This window comes from Aeromonas sp. s3 (genome assembly GCF_040907805.1).
Lineage (GTDB): Bacteria > Pseudomonadota > Gammaproteobacteria > Enterobacterales > Aeromonadaceae > Aeromonas > Aeromonas dhakensis.
Window position 1 is genome coordinate 76,663 of the sequence record NZ_JBFOCQ010000016.1, and the last position, 15,299, is coordinate 91,961.

Here is a 15,299-nt window from a genome sequence, read left to right on the forward strand (position 1 = left end):
CCAACCCCGCTCAAGCAAGATGCCGCCCTCAGGCGGCATCTGTCTGTATGGCGGCAGGCTGTGCCGGCTTGCCACCCGGCTCCCCCACCACGCAGTTGCGCCCGGCCATCTTGGCCATGTAGAGGCACTCGTCGGCCCGATTGAGCAGATCCTCCACCCCTTCGCCGAGCAGGGCCAGGGTCAGGCCGATACTCACCGTCACCTCCAGCAGCTCATCGGAGGTGGGGCTCTTCACCAGCCGCGCCTCCACCGCCACCCGCAGCCGTTCGGCCACCCGCTTGGCCTGGGCCAGCTCGGCGCAGTCGGGCAGCAGGATGGCAAACTCCTCGCCGCCGTAGCGGCCCAGCACCATGCCGGGCTCCAGCTGCTCCGCCAGGGTCGCCGCCACCTCCTTGAGCACCGCATCCCCCGCCAGATGGCCGAAGGTGTCGTTGATGCGCTTGAAGCGATCCAGATCCAGCAGCAGCACCGCAAACGGCACCTGCTTGCGTACCATGTTCATCCTCGCCTTCTCCAGCTGCTTCATCAGCAGGCGGCGGTTCATCATGCCGGTCAACTCGTCGGTGGTGGACTCCCGATAGAGCTGCAGCAGCATGTTGAGCTGGCCGCACTGCACCCAGCTGCTGGCCAGGGCAAACAGCCCCAGCAGCCAGATCTGGTTGAGGGTCTGCACACTCCAGAGCGGCTGCCCCACCAGCAGCCAGTTGCCGGCCAGCATGGTGACCAGAATGCCCCCCGCCAGCTGCAGGCCGAGGGAGAGCGGAATGGGGAAGATGGCGAACAGACTGATGAGCAGGTAGGGGAAGGCCATGTAGCCCGCCTGAAGCTCCTGATCCGCGCCGAAGCTGTGCAGGCAGATGAGGGAAAAGAGCATCATCACCGCCATCAGGTAGCCAAGCGCCAGCTTCATGCGTTCGCGTTTGAAATGGATGAGGTAGGAGAAGGGGATGAGCGGGGAGAGGGCGAGCAGGCAGAAGATCCGGGCCTGAAACAGTTCATCGAACTGGGCGGCGGGCAAGGTCAGCCAGTCCACCACCGCCCAGGCGGGCAGGCCCACCATCAGCAGACAGGTGAGCAGCCGAAGACGCACCGTCATAAAGCCCATGCGGGTCAGGGTAAAATCTTCGGAGTGGGCACGGGCACTCCAGAACTCCGACAGCTTCAGCATCCAGAGCCTCCAAATCGCAACAGAGGCCTCATTCTACGCCGTGCGGCGGCAAAATCCTATGCAACCCGGGCCATTTACGGGCGAGCGCCGTCACACGAACCGGCGGATCATAATCGCCGCACGCAAACGTTTCAACCCATGGAAAAATAAACCCGTTTCCAGCCGAATTAGCGCTGGTCAGCCGTTCTCAATCACTAAAATAGCGCCCAATTTTCTCCCCCCTCCCCCACACATTCGAGGTATTTATGGAACAGGCTGCCGCCGTACGCGCAACCCGAGAGGCCCATCCACCCAGACGAGCCCACAGCGAACTGGTCTACGGCATAGAGGATGTCCCGCCCCTGCCCCAGACCCTGTTCGCCGCCCTGCAGCATATGCTCGCCATGTTTGTCGCCATCATCACTCCTCCTCTCATCATCGCCAACGCCCTCGGCCTCCCTGCCGCCGACACCCGTTATATCGTCTCCATGTCGCTGGTCATGTCCGGCATCGCCTCCTTCATCCAGACCCGCCGCTTCGGCCCCCTCGGTTCCGGCCTGCTCTCGGTACAGGGCACCAGCTTCAACTTCCTCGGCCCCATCATCGCCTCCGGCCTCGCCCTCAAACAGGCGGCCATGCCCACCGAGGATCTGCTGGGCACCCTGTTCGGCACCATGCTGGCGGCCGCCCTCACTATCGTGGTGATGAGCCGCTTCCTGCACCTGGTCAAACGGATCATCACCCCGCTGGTGACCGGCATCGTGGTGCTGCTCATCGGCCTGACCCTCATCAAGGTGGGCCTCATCAGCATGGGAGGCGGCTATGGCGCCCTGTCGGACGGCAGCTTCGCCAGCCACACCAACCTCTTCCTCTCCCTGCTGGTGCTCGGCCTCATCGTGCTGCTGCAGCGCAGCCGCAACCCCTGGCTGCGCCTCTCCGCCATCATGATCGCCATGCTGGTGGGCTATGCGGTGGCGCTGCTGCTGGGCAAGGTCAACGCCCCCACCTTCGATGGCCCGCTGCTGATGGTGCCTGTTCCGTTGCACTACGGGCTCGGCTTTGACTGGCAGCTGTTCGTGCCGCTCGCCATCATCTTCGTGGTGACGGCGCTCGAGGCCATCGGCGACATGACCGCCACCTCCGACATCTCCGGCGAGCCACTGGAAGGGCCCATCTACATGGAACGGATCAAGGGTGGCGTGCTGGCCGATGGCGCCAACTCCATGCTGGCGGCGGTATTCTCCACCTTCCCCATGTCCACCTTCGCCCAGAACAATGGCGTCATCCAGCTGACCGGGGTGGCCAGCCGCCACGTCGGCCTCTTTATCGCCGCCATGCTGGCCCTGCTCGGCCTGTTCCCGGCGGTGGCGAGCCTGGTGCAGCAGATCCCCGAGCCCGTGCTGGGCGGCGCCACCATCGTCATGTTCGGCACCATCGCCGCCGCCGGGGTGCGCATCATCTCCCGCGAGGAGCTCGACCGCCGCGCCCTGATGATCCTGGCGGTATCGCTGGCGATGGGCCTCGGGGTGGCACAGGTGCCGGAAGTGCTGCAGCACCTGCCGGATCTGGCCAAGAGCGTGCTCTCCTACGGTGTCGCCACCGGCGGCCTCACCGCCATCATCATGAATCTGCTGCTGCCCAAGCGCGCCGCCGCACAGGCCTGACACTCCGCCATCCTTGCACCAAAGCCCCGCCATGCGGGGCTTTACCTCCTTCGCTGCCACGGGTAGTGTGCAGGGCAGCCTCTGCTCAGGATGCCTGCCATGCCCTATACCCTGCTTCCCCCTCGGCCCAGCAGCCACACCCCGGACCAGATTCTGGCCGAGGAGCAGCACTGGCTGCGAGAGTGTGCCCATGACCGCCAGCCCCGCGCCCACCTCTGGCAGGCTCCTCAATGCCTCATCGTCACCCGCAAGGACACCCGCTTGCCCTGCTACCAGGCCGCCTGCGAGCAACTTGCCGCCGAGGGCTGGCCCGTGCATGTGCGCGACAGCGGCGGCACCGCCGTGCCCCACGGCGCCGGCATCCTCAATCTGTCGATCATGCTGCCTCGCACCACCACGGATCTGGCTCACTACTACCAGCTGCTGGGGGCGCCGCTGCTCGCCCTGCTGGGGGAGTACGGTCTCGCAGGCAGCTATGACTTCGTGCCCGGCTCGTTTTGCGATGGCCAGTACAATCTGGTGATCGGGGGTCGCAAGGTGACCGGCACCGCCCAGCGCTGGCTGGCACCGGGCCAGGATCACCAAGGTGCCGTGCTGGCTCAGGCCATGCTGCTGGTGGCGGGCGACGTGGACGAAGGCACCCGGATGGCGAGCCGCTTCTACGAGCTGGCGGGCGGCGAGCTGCGCTTTATCCCGGGCACCTCCACCACCCTGGCGCAAGCCATCGATTGGCAAGGGCGCGATGGCGAACTGGTGGAGAGAGTGCGAACCCGGCTCACCGCGCTGCTGACCCAGGAGTGAGCCCAGCGCCCTGCTGCCGGGCACAGCAGCCTGCACCCCTCATAAAAGCGCCCATAGAAAAAGCCACGACTCGGGTCGTGGCTTTTCGTTTTGAATGGATGGCCGTGGCATCAGGCTGTCTGCGGCTCGGGCTCGGACTCCGTATCGCTGTCCCGGCTGAAGTAGGCGCGGGTCTCGGCAATTACCACGTGGCGCAGGCCGATAAGGCCGATGAGGTTGGGCACCGCCATCAGGCCGTTGACGATGTCGGCCAAGAGCCAAATCAGGTCCAGATGCAGGAAGGCGCCGCACGCCACCAGCACCAGGTAGATGAGGCGGTAGGGCTTGATCGCCTTCACCCCGAACAGGTACTCGGTGCAGCGCTCGCCGTAGTAGTTCCAGCCAAGGATGGTGGTGAAAGCGAAGAACAAGAGGCCAATGCTCACCAGATACTGGCCGACATGGGCATCGAGCCCCTGGGCAAAGGCCAGACTGGTCATGGCAGCGCCGCTCACATCGCCGCTCCACACCCCGGTCACCACCAGGGTCAGCCCGGTCATGGTGCAGATGATGATGGTGTCGATGAAGGTGCCGGTCATGGAGACCAGCCCCTGCTCCACGCAGGAATCGGTCTTGGCCGCCGCCGCCGCGATGGGGGCCGAGCCCAGTCCCGACTCGTTGGAGAAGACGCCGCGCGCCACCCCGGACTGGATTGCCAGCATGATGCCGGCGCCGACGAAGCCGCCGGTGGCCGCATGGCCGGTGAAGGCGCTCTGCAGCACCAGCGCCACTGCATCCGGCAGGGCGGCGGCGTTGCTCACCAGCACGCCGAGGCAGGCAACGATGTAGAAGATGGCCATGAAGGGCACCACCTTGCTCGACACGCTGGAGATGGACTTGATCCCCCCCAGGGTCACCAGTGCCACGATCAGGGTCAGCAGCACGGCGGTCACTTCACGGGGCACCGAGAAGGAGAGGCTCATGGCGTCACTGATGGCGTTGACCTGGGGGAAGGTGCCGATGCCGAAGAAGGCGACGCCGATGCCGAACAGGGCGAACAGCTTGGCCAGCACCTTGGAGCCGAGCCCCTTCTCCAAGTAGTACATGGGGCCGCCCGCCATCTGGCCGTTGGCGTCCTGTTGGCGATATTTCACTGCCAGCAGACACTCGGCGTACTTGGTGGCCATGCCGAACAGGGCGGCCATCCACATCCAGAACAGGGCGCCCGGGCCGCCCAGCTTGATGGCGGTGGCGACCCCGACGATGTTGCCGGTGCCTATGGTGGCGGAGAGGGCGGTGCAGAGCGCGCCGAAGCTGGAAACATCCCCCTGCTTGCCCTGACCCTGATCGCGGCCAAAGACCAGACGCAGAGCGAGCGGCAAACGCACAATCTGAAGCAGACCCAGACGCAGAGTGAGGTAGACGCCGGTCCCGACCAGCAGGATCAGCAGGGGTGGCCCCCAGATAAAGCTATCGATGGCGGCGAGCGCCGATTGAATTGATGACATGCATCCTCCTTAAGAAACAGAAATTAAGGAGGAGAAGGATGATCTTCCCATAGGTGTCGCGATCGGCCAGAGGCGATCGGATGCGGGCCAAAAACCTGTTCACACTCTTACTGCGAGGTCGTGATCAAGGCTCATGCGCTGCTCGAAAGCCTCATGTATTTACATACACTCCGGTTCCTGCGCTGCTCTTTACCTTGCTGACGACCTCTCGTTACAGACCGTGAACAGTTTCAAGCTCAGGTACAACCATCCCATCCCCTCTGTCCTTTTGCCTGAGAGTTTCCGGCGCCAGATTGCGATGCAATCACGGTGCCTTGCTCCTTCGGCGCCCGATTCAACGGGTCTCTCCAGAGTATCGTCCAGTAGCAGTCCACACCGGTTGCCCGGTACCTGAAAGATTCACTTCTTCGGTGGATGGTTGCCCATCGCTCTCCTGCTACCTTCATCCGAACTAGTTTGGATTAGGAAGCGGGCATGGTAATCCAAAAAGTGTGAGCTGTCTCCCACTCGCGCCCCCTCGTCGCCGATTTTTTTCGATCCCGGCCAGGCTGAGGCCGAATGTTATTTGTTCGTTAACTATCAATACGTTAGACAAGGTTGCCTGCACAGCCTGCCGCTCGCTGGTCGAAACATGGGCCATATCAAGATGATCTTTCGTCTCGACCAGAAAAACTTGCCGACATATCCAATCAAAAGGGTTGCACACAAACGCAATAAGCCGATAATCCCGCGCATAACTAAGCACTTCGCAAGGAAGTTATGCAGTGTGCCTGGTTGGTCCCCCCGGACCGCTCGCCTGAGCCGGCCGTCGCCGGTTCAATCGCATATGGCTTGGGCATATCACGCCCCCTAAGGATGACCAAAAGAGAATGAACGAGACCCTGGTTGCACAAGATTACCGTCAGCTGGTTGAACAATTCGGCTCCCCCCTGCTGCTGCTCGACAAGGCAGCCGTCCGCAAACAGTATCGGGCCCTGGCCGCCGCCCTGCCCGATGTACGATTGCACTATGCACTCAAACCCCTGCCCCACGAGGCAGTGGTCTCTGTCTTGAAGGAAGAGGGGGCCTGTTTCGATCTGGCCACCAATGGCGAAGTGGATCTGGTGCGCAGTCAGGGTGTCCGCCCGGGGCGCTGCATTCATACCCATCCCATCAAGCGCGACAGCGACATCCGCTATGCGCTGGAGTACGGCTGCACCGTGTTTGTCTACGACAACCCGCTGGAGCTGGAGAAGTTCCTCCCCTACAAGGACGAGGTGAAACTGCTGCTGCGGGTCAGCTTCCCCAATCCCGAGACCAAGGTCGACCTCTCCAAGAAGTTCGGCTGCACTCCGGAGCAGGCGCTGCCGCTGCTGCAGCTGGCCCACGCCAAGGGGATCAAGGTGATGGGGCTGTCGTTCCACGTCGGCTCCCAGGTGCCCCACGCCCGTCGCCACGTGCAGGCCATCGACGCCTGCCGCGAGATCATGGAGCAGGCCTGGGAGCTCGGCCTCAAGCCCTGGGTACTGGATATCGGCGGCGGCTTCCCGGTAGATTATGAGGGCGGCGAGTTCGACATCGACGGCTTCTGCGCGCCGATCCGCGAGGCACTGGCCAAGCTGCCGGCCACGGTACAGAAGATTGCCGAGCCGGGCCGCTTCATCAGCGCGCCGGCCATGACCTCGGTATCCAGCGTGATGGGCAAGGCCCATCGCGGCGACAAGATCTGGTACTACCTGGATGACGGTCTCTACGGCAGCTACAACGGCCAGCTCTACGATCACGTCACCTACCCGGTGAGCACCCCGCTGGCTCGTGGCGAGCAGCACAACTCTGTGCTCTCAGGCCCGACCTGCGACAGCGTGGACGTGATCCGCGACGGCATCATGCTGCCTGATCTGGCCATCGGCGAGCTGGTGGTGGGCCGGGTGATGGGGGCCTACACCTGGGCATCGGCCTCCACCTTCAACTTCTTCCCCAAGGCGAACATCCTCATTCTGGACAGCAGCCAGAAAGGGCAGAAGATGGTTGCCGTGGCCTGACAGGCCTGCGCCAAAAACAGAAGGGGGAAGCCGATGCTTCCCCCTTCTTGCTATGGTCTGGCGAATCGTCAGATAAACTGACTGGTCAGCAGCCAGCCGGTGTAGGCGACGAAGCAGGCGAGCAGCACGCCCCCCTCCAGCCGGTTGATGCGCCCCTGTCCCTTGCGGCCCAAGCACATCACCAGCAGCAACAGGGTCAACCCCATCATCAGGCTCCAGTCGCGGGAGAGCACCTCCGGCGCCACGTCCAGCGGGTGGATGCCGGCCGCGATCCCCACCACCGCCAGGGTGTTGAACAGGTTGGAGCCGAGCACGTTGCCAAGGGCCAGATCATGCTCGTTCTTGCGAATGGCGATAAGCGAAGAGGCCAGCTCCGGCAGCGAGGTGCCGATGGCGACTATGGTGAGGCCAATCACCAGATCGCTGATGCCAAAGCCCTGGGCTATGGTCACTGCGCCCCATACCAACAGGCGGGAGGCACCGATGAGCAGCACCAGCCCGACCACCAGCCAGAACAGGGCCAGCTTGAGGGACATGCCCTCGCTGTCGATGCTCTCCTCGGTCTCCGCATCCAGCGCATCCCCCTTGCCGCGCATGCCGGCCCAGATGGACCAACCCATTAGCGCCAGGAACACCACGCCGAGGATGGCGGCATCCGTGCGATCCAGGCGACCATCCAGCAACAGGGCGCCGGAGAGCAGGGTGATGCCGAGCAGGATGGGGATCTCCTTGCGCACCACCTGGGAGGCTACGGCGATGGGGCTGATCAGGGCTGTCAAGCCGAGAATAAGGGCGATATTGGTGATGTTGGAGCCATAGGCATTGCCGAGCGCGAGCCCGGGGTTGCCCTGGGAAGCCGCCAGCGCGGAGACCACCATTTCAGGGGCCGAGGTACCAAAACCGATGATCACCATGCCGATCAGCAGCGGCGGCATACCGGCATAACGGGCAGTGGCGGCGGCACCGTCCACGAACTTGTCGGCACTCCAGACCAGCAACGCCAGTCCGGCAATCAGGGCAACAAAAGCCAGGGTCATATTTTTCTATCTCATCCACGGCAAACACGAGAGCCAGGCAACTTGCCTGGCTCCATCCAAACGCGGCAACAGTGTAACGGGCCGCCTTGCTATTTCAAGATGAAATCAAACGGCGATTAATCTTTCACAGCGCCGCCAGCAGACTCTCGGCATCCGACACCTCGAACTTGCCCGGCGCCTCCACGAAGAGCCGCTCCACCACGCAGTCATTGGCGATGAGGGCAAAGCGCTGGGCGCGCACGCCGCCAAAGGCGCCGGTCTCCTTGGCCAGCCCCAAGGCCCGGGTCCAGCTGCCGTCACCGTCAGCCAACATGGTGATGGCAGCGGCGTTCTGGGCATCCTGCCACGCCTTCATCACGAAGGCGTCGTTGACCGACAGGCAGCAGATGGCATCCACCCCTTTGGCCTTGAACCGGTCGGCCAGCACCACGTATCCCGGCAGATGGGCGTTGGAACAGGTGGGGGTAAAGGCGCCGGGCACCGCAAACAGCACCACCCGCTTGCCGGCAAACAGGCTGTGGGTATCCCGCTGCTGTTTCCCCTCTGGGGTGATGAAGGTGAATTCGCCCGCAGGCAGGGTCTGACCCGTCGCAATCATTGTGCTCATCCTTAAGTAGAGGGAAGGAGCCCCAGTCTACCCCACGGCCGAGCTGTGACACAGGCCCCCCTTTAGCGGGATCATTTGAACTAACCTTGAGCAGGATCAGCCGACCAAGGAGGCTTCATGCAGCACTATTACGATGGACTGGAAATTCGCCCCTCCCCCCTGCGCGAGCAGCAGCAGCTGGATCAGCTCAACCACCTGCTTGCCCATGTCGGCCAGTATTGTACCGGTTACTCCAGCGCCTACCGCCAGCGCCGCCTGCAGGATCTGGGGGAGTTGGCCAGCCTGCCCCTGCTCAATGCCGGCGAACTGTTCGCCGCCCAGCAGGCCCACCCGCCCTTTGCCGGCCTCACCGGTCGCCCCGCCAGCCAGGCGCTGCGGGTGTTTGCCTGCCCCGGCCAGCTGGCCATTCCCGAATATGCCGGGGCCGACTGGTGGGGGGCGGCGCGGGCCCTGTTCGCCGCCGGTTTCAAGGCCGGGGAGGTGCTGCTCAACGGTCACGACTATCACATCAGCCCCACCGCCTTCATCTTCGACAACGGTGCCCGCCAGCTGGGGAGCCCGGTGGTACCCTGCGGCCCCCACGATACCCGCCGCCAGCTGGAGGCGTTGCAGCGCTTTGAGCCGACCGGCTTCGTCGGACCGCTGGCGGTGCTGCTGGACCTGCTGGAGGCGGCAGAGCGGGCCGAGGTGCCGAGCGACAGCCTGCGCTGCGCCCTGCTATGCGAATCGTCCCACCCCGACACCCGGCCGCTGCAGGCGGTGCACGGCATCCGCGCGCTCAACTGCCTGCTGCTGCAGGATGCCGGGGTGATCGCCTACGAGAGCCAGCCCGGCCAGGGGTTCATCGTCAACGAGAACTGTCTGGTCGAAATCATCGATCTGGCCAGCGGCGAGCCGGTCATCGGCGACACCGTCGGCCAGCTGGTGGTGACCCGGCTCGATCTGGAATACCCGCTGCTGCGCCTGGTGACCGAGTGGCAGGGCCACTGGCTCGCCGGTGCCAGCCCCTGCGGACGCACCAACCGGCGGCTCAGGCTGGTATGAGGTTCCATCCGTCCAGAAACAGAACGGGCAGCCACTGGCTGCCCGTTCTGCATGCAACGCTGCTCAGCGCCGCGCCTGCCAGGTGGCGATGGCGAGCAAAGAGTCGGGGGTGAATTCGGCAGCCCGCGCGGCTATCTCCGCCTGGCTCATCCAGCACACCTCGCTCACCTCTTCGGCCTGCAGCCGCAGCGGCCCCTGATAGTGGCAGCTGTAGAGGCCGCCCCAGACCCGGTAACCTTCCCCTTCGGCATAGAAGGTGCCAAAACCCTGTAGCGGCACCCCTTCGATGCCCAGCTCCTCGGCCAGTTCGCGGCGGGCGGAGGGTTCCATCTGCTCGCCCGTGGTGACCACGCCGCCGGCGCAGGCGTCCAGCATGCCGGGGCAGAAATCCTTGCTGAGGGTACGCCGCTGCACCAGGATCCGGTCAGCCTCGTCGAGCACCAGGATATAGCTGGCGCGGTGGCAGAGGTTCTCTCGCCGCACCTTGGCGCGCTCGGCCACACCGATCACCCGGTTCTCTCCATCCACCACATCCACCCACTCCACACGCAGACCCTTCTGATTCATCCAAGTGACCGCAGTATATCGGGGTAACGGCTTGTCATGGCAGCCTTTTTTCAATTCCCTCCCGGCCGGCCGCCGATGACAAGCGGGATTCATACAAACCTCTATGAATTGTCACATCCGTGTCACCTGGCGAGGCCATAGTGTGCCCTGTCCACGCAACAGGTGTTTTGTGATGAAGGTGTTCAAGAACTTGTCTCCCCGCCAGATTGCCCGCTACATCAAGAGCTTCCATCACGGCAGTTTCATGGTGGAGACCCACGGGCGGTTCGAGTTCAGCGGCGGAGAGATCAATCTGGAGAGCCTGACCTGCCGTCAGACCCTGAGTCTGGCCCGGCAGATCAATCTGGAGGTTCGCGGCCTGCGCCACACCACCCTGCTGTTGGGGTAACTTCCATAGTCCTTTCTGTTTTGTAGTCTGCGTCCATGCTTTTACTACTTGCCCGCCGCTCACCAGAGTGCGGGCTTTTTTATGGACGACATCCCCCCATGCGGCTCAATGTTGCAGGATCTGGGAGAGGAACAGCTTGGTCCGATCCGACTGAGGGTTGTCGAAGAACTGATCCGGCACGTTCTCCTCGATGATCTGTCCCCGGTCCATGAAGATCACCCGATCCGCCACCTGCTTGGCAAACCCCATCTCATGGGTGACGCAGAGCATGGTCATCCCCTCGTGTGCCAGCTCCACCATGACGTCCAGCACCTCACGCACCATCTCGGGATCCAGCGCCGAGGTGGGTTCGTCAAACAGCATCACCTGGGGGTTCATGCAGAGACTGCGGGCGATGGCGACTCGCTGCTGCTGACCGCCGGAGAGCTGACCCGGATACTTCAGGGCCTGCTCCGGGATCCGCACCCGACGCAGGAAGTTCATGGCGATCTCTTCGGCCTCCTTGCGCGGCAGCTGCTTGACCCAGATGGGCGCCAGGCAGCAGTTCTCCAACACGGTCAGGTGGGGGAAGAGGTTGAAGTGCTGGAACACCATGCCCACCTCCCGGCGCACCGCCTCGATGTTCTTGAGATCCGAGGTCAGGGCCGTGCCCTTGACCAGGATGTCCCCGCTCTGGTGCTCCTCCAGCCGGTTGATGCAGCGGATCATGGTGGACTTGCCAGAGCCCGATGGTCCGCAGATGACGATCTTCTCCCCTCTGCCCACCTGCAGGTTGATGTTGCGCAGCACGTGAAATTCACCGTACCACTTGTTGACTGCTTTCAGTTCGACGACAGCGTCCGTTTTCATCTCGAAACTACTCCTAATGCTTGTGGCCCGTGTTGAGTTTGCGCTCCAGATAGATGGAGTAGCGGGACATGCCAAAACAGAACATCCAGAAGATCATGGCGATAAAGACATACGCCTCGGTGGAATACCCCAGCCAGGCCGGATCCGCCAGCGCCACCTTGGAGATGGCCAGCAGATCGAACAGCCCGATGATCAGCACCAGGCTGGTGTCCTTGAACAGGGAGATAAAGGTGTTCACCAGCGAGGGAATGGTGATCTTGAGGGCCTGCGGCATGATGATGAGCCCCATCACCTTCCAATAGGAGAGCCCCAGGGCCTCCCCCGCCTCGTACTGCCCCTTGGGGATCGCCTGCAGCCCGCCTCTCACCACCTCGGCCACATAGGCCGCCTGGAACAGGATGATGCCGATGAGCGCCCGCAGCAGCTTGTCGAGCTCCACTTCGGTACTCATGAACAGCGGCAGCATGACTGACGCCATGAAGAGCACTGTGATGAGCGGCACCGCCCGCCAGAACTCGATGTAGACGGTGCAGAGGCTGGAGATGACCGGCATGTGGGAGCGACGCCCCAGCGCCAGCAGGATGCCGAACGGCAGCGCAACCACTATGCCCACCACCGCCAGCACCAGGGTCAGCATCAGCCCGCCCCAGCGGTTCGTCTCCACCACCTCCAGCCCAGCCCCGCCATGGATGAGGAAGAAGGCGATGACAGGGAACACCAGCAGGGTGAACAGCGCCAGCAACCCCTTGCGCGGGGTCTTGGGCCAGATGAGCAGGGCCAGCAGCGCCGCCAGGCCGGCGAAGGTAAGGTTGATGCGCCAGTACTGATCGGCCGGGTAGAAGCCATAGAGGTACTGCCCCAGCCGGCTCTCGATGAAGATCCAGCAGGCGCCGCCCTGGCCGCAGGCCTCGCGGCTGCTCCCCTGCCAGGTGGCCGAGAACAGCGCCCAGTCCAGGGCAGACCAGATGAGTGGCAGCAACAGATAGGCCAGCACCAGGGTCAGCAGGCCGTTCCACCAGTTGGGAAACAGGTTCTGCCTGAGCCAGGCGAGCGGCCCCCGACGGTGGTTGGGAGGCGGCAGCGCCTCCTGCAATTCGTTCACAAACATGACTGCTCCCTAGCGCTCAACCAGCGTCATTCTGCGGTTGTAGATGTTCATCAGCAGCGAGGTGGTGATACTGATGACGAGATAGACCCCCATGGTCATGGCGATGACCTCGATGGCCTGCCCGGTCTGGTTGAGAGTCGTCCCCATGAACACTGACACCAGATCCGGATAGCCGATGGCCGTGGCCAGCGAGGAGTTCTTGGTGAGGTTCAGATACTGGCTGGTCAAGGGAGGGATGATGACCCGCATCGCCTGGGGAATGATCACCAGCCGCAGCGTCTTGGCGGGTGAGAGCCCGAGGGCGGAGGCGGCCTCCGTCTGCCCCTTGCTGATGGCCAGGATGCCGGAGCGCACTATCTCCGCGATGAAGGCCGCCGTGTAGATGGTCAGCGCCAGCAAGAGGGCTGCGAGCTCGGGCAAGACCGTCAGCCCGCCCCGGAAGTTGAACCCCTGCAGGGCCGGCACGCTCCAGCTGAGCGGGCTGCCCGCCAGCAAGAAAGCGGCGGCCGGCAACAGAATGACCAAAGCGGCCACGCTGCGCCAAAACGGGAATATCCTGCCGGTCAGGGCCTGACGGCGCCGGGCCCAGCGGCTCAGCCCCCAACTCAGCACCACGGCGATCAGCAATGCCCAGAGCACATAGCCGAATCCCTCTTCGAACAGGGGCTTGGGCAGATAGAAGCCCCGCACGTTGAGGAAGGCGAGCCCCCCCAGATCCACGCTCTGGCGCGGAGATGGCAGGGTGCGCAGCACCGAGAAGTACCAGAAGAAGATCTGCAGCAGCAGCGGGATGTTGCGAAACGTCTCTATGTAGACGGTCGCTAATTTGGCCACCAGCCAGTTGCGCGACAGGCGCGCCACCCCGAGCATGAAACCGAGCAGGGTGGCAAACAGGATGCCGAGCACGGAGACCAGCAGGGTATTGAGCAGCCCCACCAGAAAGGTACGACCGAAGGTATAGGTCTCGTCATAGGGGATCAGGCTCTGCAGGATGCCAAAGCCCGCCGTGTTGCCCAGAAAATCGAAGCCTGTGGTGATGCCACGGGTGGCCAGATTGGTCAGGGCATTGTGGATGATGTAGAACAGGAACCCGACCACGACCGCGATGGCCAGACACTGGAAGATCAATGCCCGCACCTTGGCGTCATACCACCAGCGGCCCTGTTCTTTCCTATGGTTTGATGCGTGTAACGCCATGAGGATGACTCCGACAAAGCCAGGGGAAATGGGGGGCCTCGGCCCCCCGATGGTTGTCGACTCAGCGGATGGGCGGCGCGTACATCAGGCCACCCTTGTTCCAGAGCGCATTGATGCCGCGCTCGATCTTGAGGGGGGAGCCGGCACCGACGTTGCGGTCGAAGGATTCGCCATAGTTGCCGACCTGCTTGACGATGTTGTAGGCCCACTTGTCATCCAGCCCGAGCACCGACCCCTTGGGCTCTTCCAGCCCCAGCAGACGACGGATATCCGGGTTGGTGGACTTGAGCATCTCGTCCACGTTGGCACTGGTGACCCCGGCCTCCTCGGCGTTGAGCATGGCGTTCAGGCTCCAGCGCACCACCTTGAACCACTGATCGTCACCCTGACGCACGGCAGGTCCCAACGGCTCCTTGGAGATCACCTCAGGCAGCACCATGGCCTCCGCCGGCTTGCTGAGCTTGATCTTGAGGGCATAGAGCTGGGACTGATCCGAGGTCAGCACATCGCAGCGGCCCGCCTCGAACCCCTTGACGGTCTGATCCGAGGTATCGAACACCACAGGGGTATATTTCATGCCGCCATTGGCGCGGAAATAGTCCGCCAGGTTGAGCTCTGTGGTGGTGCCAGACTGGATGCAGACGGCGGCACCGTCGAGCTCCTTGGCGCTCTTCACCCCGAGGGACTGCTTGATCAGAAAGCCTTGGCCATCGTAGTAGTTCACCCCGGCAAAGGTCAGGCCCAGCGACCCGTCCCGGGTCAGGGTCCAGGTGGTATTGCGCGACAGCAGATCCACCTCGCCGGACTGCAGGGCGGTGAAACGCTCCTTGGCGGTGAGGGAGACATACTTCACCTTGCCGGCATCCCCTAGCACGGCCGCGGCCACGGCGCGGCACACGTCCACGTCCAGACCGGTCCAGGTGCCCTTGGCGTCCGGGTTGGAGAAGCCCGGCAGGCCATCACCCACCCCGCACTGCACGAATCCCTTCTTCTTGACGGCATCCAGGGTGCCGTCGGCCCATGCATTGGCTGCCACCAGCGACAGCACCATCACCATACCTGCCTTGTGTATCTGCTTCATCTCACTCTTCCCTGTGGTTTGATTCAAATAGGCACCAGAACCTGGCAAGATGCCTTCGTTTCCCTGCTTTTTCACAGCTTATCGAGCGGTTCAAAAACCTGTCAATCGGTGCAAGCCGGCCCAACCTTGGTGCAGCAGCACAAAATAGGTCAACGGGCCGATATGCACTCTTAGAATTAAAAATAGACCCTTATTCGCAAAATGGCCTACGGTTCCAAGCCCCCGATAATGTGAGGATTATTTTTCGCAAAAAATCGGACGCACCGGATTGGGGCAGAAAAACGCGCTGACAACGCATTTA

Annotated in this window: 14 protein-coding genes and 1 riboswitch; of the genes, 5 read left to right on the forward strand and 9 right to left on the reverse strand. The window is 63.0% G+C overall.

Annotation, left to right across the window (positions count from 1 at the left end; all coding sequences use genetic code 11):
* Nucleotides 1-28: 28 nt before the first annotated feature.
* Nucleotides 29-1,168 (reverse strand): diguanylate cyclase, encoded by a 1,140-nt coding sequence (locus AB5Y98_RS08620; protein WP_201880457.1) that lies wholly within the window; start codon nucleotides 1,166-1,168, stop codon nucleotides 29-31.
* A gap of 245 nt (nucleotides 1,169-1,413) precedes the next feature.
* Here AB5Y98_RS08620 and AB5Y98_RS08625 point away from each other — a divergent pair, with 245 nt between their 5' ends.
* Together AB5Y98_RS08625 and AB5Y98_RS08630 are read left to right on the forward strand one after the other, a co-directional pair.
* Nucleotides 1,414-2,811, forward strand: coding sequence for a nucleobase:cation symporter-2 family protein (locus AB5Y98_RS08625; RefSeq protein WP_017785975.1), 1,398 nt, complete (start codon nucleotides 1,414-1,416; stop codon nucleotides 2,809-2,811).
* Between the two features lie 99 nt (nucleotides 2,812-2,910).
* Nucleotides 2,911-3,612, forward strand: a complete 702-nt coding sequence (locus AB5Y98_RS08630; RefSeq protein ID WP_368231744.1) for a protein ligase — start codon at nucleotides 2,911-2,913, stop codon at nucleotides 3,610-3,612.
* A 110-nt stretch (nucleotides 3,613-3,722) separates the two neighbouring features.
* Here AB5Y98_RS08630 and AB5Y98_RS08635 read toward each other — a convergent pair whose 3' ends face one another.
* On the reverse strand, nucleotides 3,723-5,099 hold the full coding sequence (locus tag AB5Y98_RS08635; protein ID WP_368231746.1) for an alanine/glycine:cation symporter family protein: 1,377 nt from the start codon (nucleotides 5,097-5,099) through the stop codon (nucleotides 3,723-3,725).
* A 250-nt stretch (nucleotides 5,100-5,349) separates the two neighbouring features.
* A riboswitch (glycine riboswitch) is annotated at nucleotides 5,350-5,460 on the reverse strand.
* Between the two features lie 508 nt (nucleotides 5,461-5,968).
* Between AB5Y98_RS08635 and AB5Y98_RS08640 the strand changes: the two genes are divergently transcribed.
* Nucleotides 5,969-7,120, forward strand: a complete 1,152-nt coding sequence (locus tag AB5Y98_RS08640) for a type III PLP-dependent enzyme (protein ID WP_368231747.1) — start codon at nucleotides 5,969-5,971, stop codon at nucleotides 7,118-7,120.
* 68 nt (nucleotides 7,121-7,188) lie between these two features.
* Here AB5Y98_RS08640 and AB5Y98_RS08645 read toward each other — a convergent pair whose 3' ends face one another.
* Both AB5Y98_RS08645 and AB5Y98_RS08650 read right to left on the reverse strand, forming a co-directional pair.
* Nucleotides 7,189-8,157: a calcium/sodium antiporter gene (locus AB5Y98_RS08645; protein ID WP_005298570.1), complete on the reverse strand. Its 969-nt coding sequence runs from the start codon at nucleotides 8,155-8,157 to the stop codon at nucleotides 7,189-7,191.
* Between the two features lie 124 nt (nucleotides 8,158-8,281).
* Nucleotides 8,282-8,755 carry a peroxiredoxin gene (locus tag AB5Y98_RS08650; RefSeq protein ID WP_368231748.1) on the reverse strand — a complete coding sequence of 158 codons (474 nt, stop codon included), beginning with the start codon at nucleotides 8,753-8,755 and terminating at the stop codon, nucleotides 8,282-8,284.
* A gap of 126 nt (nucleotides 8,756-8,881) precedes the next feature.
* Between AB5Y98_RS08650 and AB5Y98_RS08655 the strand changes: the two genes are divergently transcribed.
* Entirely contained in the window at nucleotides 8,882-9,808 is a 927-nt protein-coding gene (locus tag AB5Y98_RS08655) for a phenylacetate--CoA ligase family protein (protein ID WP_005298566.1), read from the forward strand.
* Nucleotides 9,809-9,871: 63 nt separating this feature from the next.
* Here the strand turns inward: AB5Y98_RS08655 and yfcD are convergent, their stop codons facing one another.
* Nucleotides 9,872-10,375 (reverse strand): NUDIX hydrolase YfcD, encoded by a 504-nt coding sequence (gene yfcD / locus AB5Y98_RS08660; RefSeq protein ID WP_017783488.1) that lies wholly within the window; start codon nucleotides 10,373-10,375, stop codon nucleotides 9,872-9,874.
* 172 nt (nucleotides 10,376-10,547) lie between these two features.
* Here yfcD and AB5Y98_RS08665 point away from each other — a divergent pair, with 172 nt between their 5' ends.
* Nucleotides 10,548-10,763, forward strand: a complete 216-nt coding sequence (locus AB5Y98_RS08665) for a DUF1107 domain-containing protein (protein WP_005298562.1) — start codon at nucleotides 10,548-10,550, stop codon at nucleotides 10,761-10,763.
* A 105-nt stretch (nucleotides 10,764-10,868) separates the two neighbouring features.
* Here the strand turns inward: AB5Y98_RS08665 and AB5Y98_RS08670 are convergent, their stop codons facing one another.
* The 4 genes from AB5Y98_RS08670 to AB5Y98_RS08685 all read right to left on the reverse strand — a co-directional run bounded on the left by AB5Y98_RS08670 (nucleotide 10,869) and on the right by AB5Y98_RS08685 (nucleotide 14,998).
* Complete coding sequence (locus AB5Y98_RS08670; protein ID WP_017765755.1) at nucleotides 10,869-11,612, reverse strand: amino acid ABC transporter ATP-binding protein; 744 nt, start codon at nucleotides 11,610-11,612, stop codon at nucleotides 10,869-10,871.
* 13 nt (nucleotides 11,613-11,625) lie between these two features.
* Nucleotides 11,626-12,720: an amino acid ABC transporter permease gene (locus tag AB5Y98_RS08675; RefSeq protein ID WP_368231749.1), complete on the reverse strand. Its 1,095-nt coding sequence runs from the start codon at nucleotides 12,718-12,720 to the stop codon at nucleotides 11,626-11,628.
* Nucleotides 12,721-12,729: 9 nt separating this feature from the next.
* A complete protein-coding gene (locus AB5Y98_RS08680) occupies nucleotides 12,730-13,917 on the reverse strand; it encodes an amino acid ABC transporter permease (RefSeq protein WP_268026919.1) in 1,188 nt (395 codons plus the stop codon).
* Nucleotides 13,918-13,978: 61 nt separating this feature from the next.
* Nucleotides 13,979-14,998: an amino acid ABC transporter substrate-binding protein gene (locus AB5Y98_RS08685; RefSeq protein ID WP_005298555.1), complete on the reverse strand. Its 1,020-nt coding sequence runs from the start codon at nucleotides 14,996-14,998 to the stop codon at nucleotides 13,979-13,981.
* Nucleotides 14,999-15,299 lie beyond the last annotated feature (301 nt).

What these genes read in the sequence shown, in the direction of transcription:
- AB5Y98_RS08620 (WP_201880457.1), bottom strand. Translation starts at nt 1,168, where the DNA reads ATGCTGAAGCTGTCGGAGTTCTGGAGTGCCCGTGCCCACTCCGAAGAT.
- AB5Y98_RS08625 (WP_017785975.1), top strand. Translation starts at nt 1,414, where the DNA reads ATGGAACAGGCTGCCGCCGTACGCGCAACCCGAGAGGCCCATCCACCC.
- AB5Y98_RS08630 (WP_368231744.1), top strand. Translation starts at nt 2,911, where the DNA reads ATGCCCTATACCCTGCTTCCCCCTCGGCCCAGCAGCCACACCCCGGAC.
- AB5Y98_RS08635 (WP_368231746.1), bottom strand. Translation starts at nt 5,099, where the DNA reads ATGTCATCAATTCAATCGGCGCTCGCCGCCATCGATAGCTTTATCTGG.
- AB5Y98_RS08640 (WP_368231747.1), top strand. Translation starts at nt 5,969, where the DNA reads ATGAACGAGACCCTGGTTGCACAAGATTACCGTCAGCTGGTTGAACAA.
- AB5Y98_RS08645 (WP_005298570.1), bottom strand. Translation starts at nt 8,157, where the DNA reads ATGACCCTGGCTTTTGTTGCCCTGATTGCCGGACTGGCGTTGCTGGTC.
- AB5Y98_RS08650 (WP_368231748.1), bottom strand. Translation starts at nt 8,755, where the DNA reads ATGATTGCGACGGGTCAGACCCTGCCTGCGGGCGAATTCACCTTCATC.
- AB5Y98_RS08655 (WP_005298566.1), top strand. Translation starts at nt 8,882, where the DNA reads ATGCAGCACTATTACGATGGACTGGAAATTCGCCCCTCCCCCCTGCGC.
- yfcD (WP_017783488.1), bottom strand. Translation starts at nt 10,375, where the DNA reads ATGAATCAGAAGGGTCTGCGTGTGGAGTGGGTGGATGTGGTGGATGGA.
- AB5Y98_RS08665 (WP_005298562.1), top strand. Translation starts at nt 10,548, where the DNA reads ATGAAGGTGTTCAAGAACTTGTCTCCCCGCCAGATTGCCCGCTACATC.
- AB5Y98_RS08670 (WP_017765755.1), bottom strand. Translation starts at nt 11,612, where the DNA reads ATGAAAACGGACGCTGTCGTCGAACTGAAAGCAGTCAACAAGTGGTAC.
- AB5Y98_RS08675 (WP_368231749.1), bottom strand. Translation starts at nt 12,720, where the DNA reads ATGTTTGTGAACGAATTGCAGGAGGCGCTGCCGCCTCCCAACCACCGT.
- AB5Y98_RS08680 (WP_268026919.1), bottom strand. Translation starts at nt 13,917, where the DNA reads ATGGCGTTACACGCATCAAACCATAGGAAAGAACAGGGCCGCTGGTGG.
- AB5Y98_RS08685 (WP_005298555.1), bottom strand. Translation starts at nt 14,998, where the DNA reads ATGAAGCAGATACACAAGGCAGGTATGGTGATGGTGCTGTCGCTGGTG.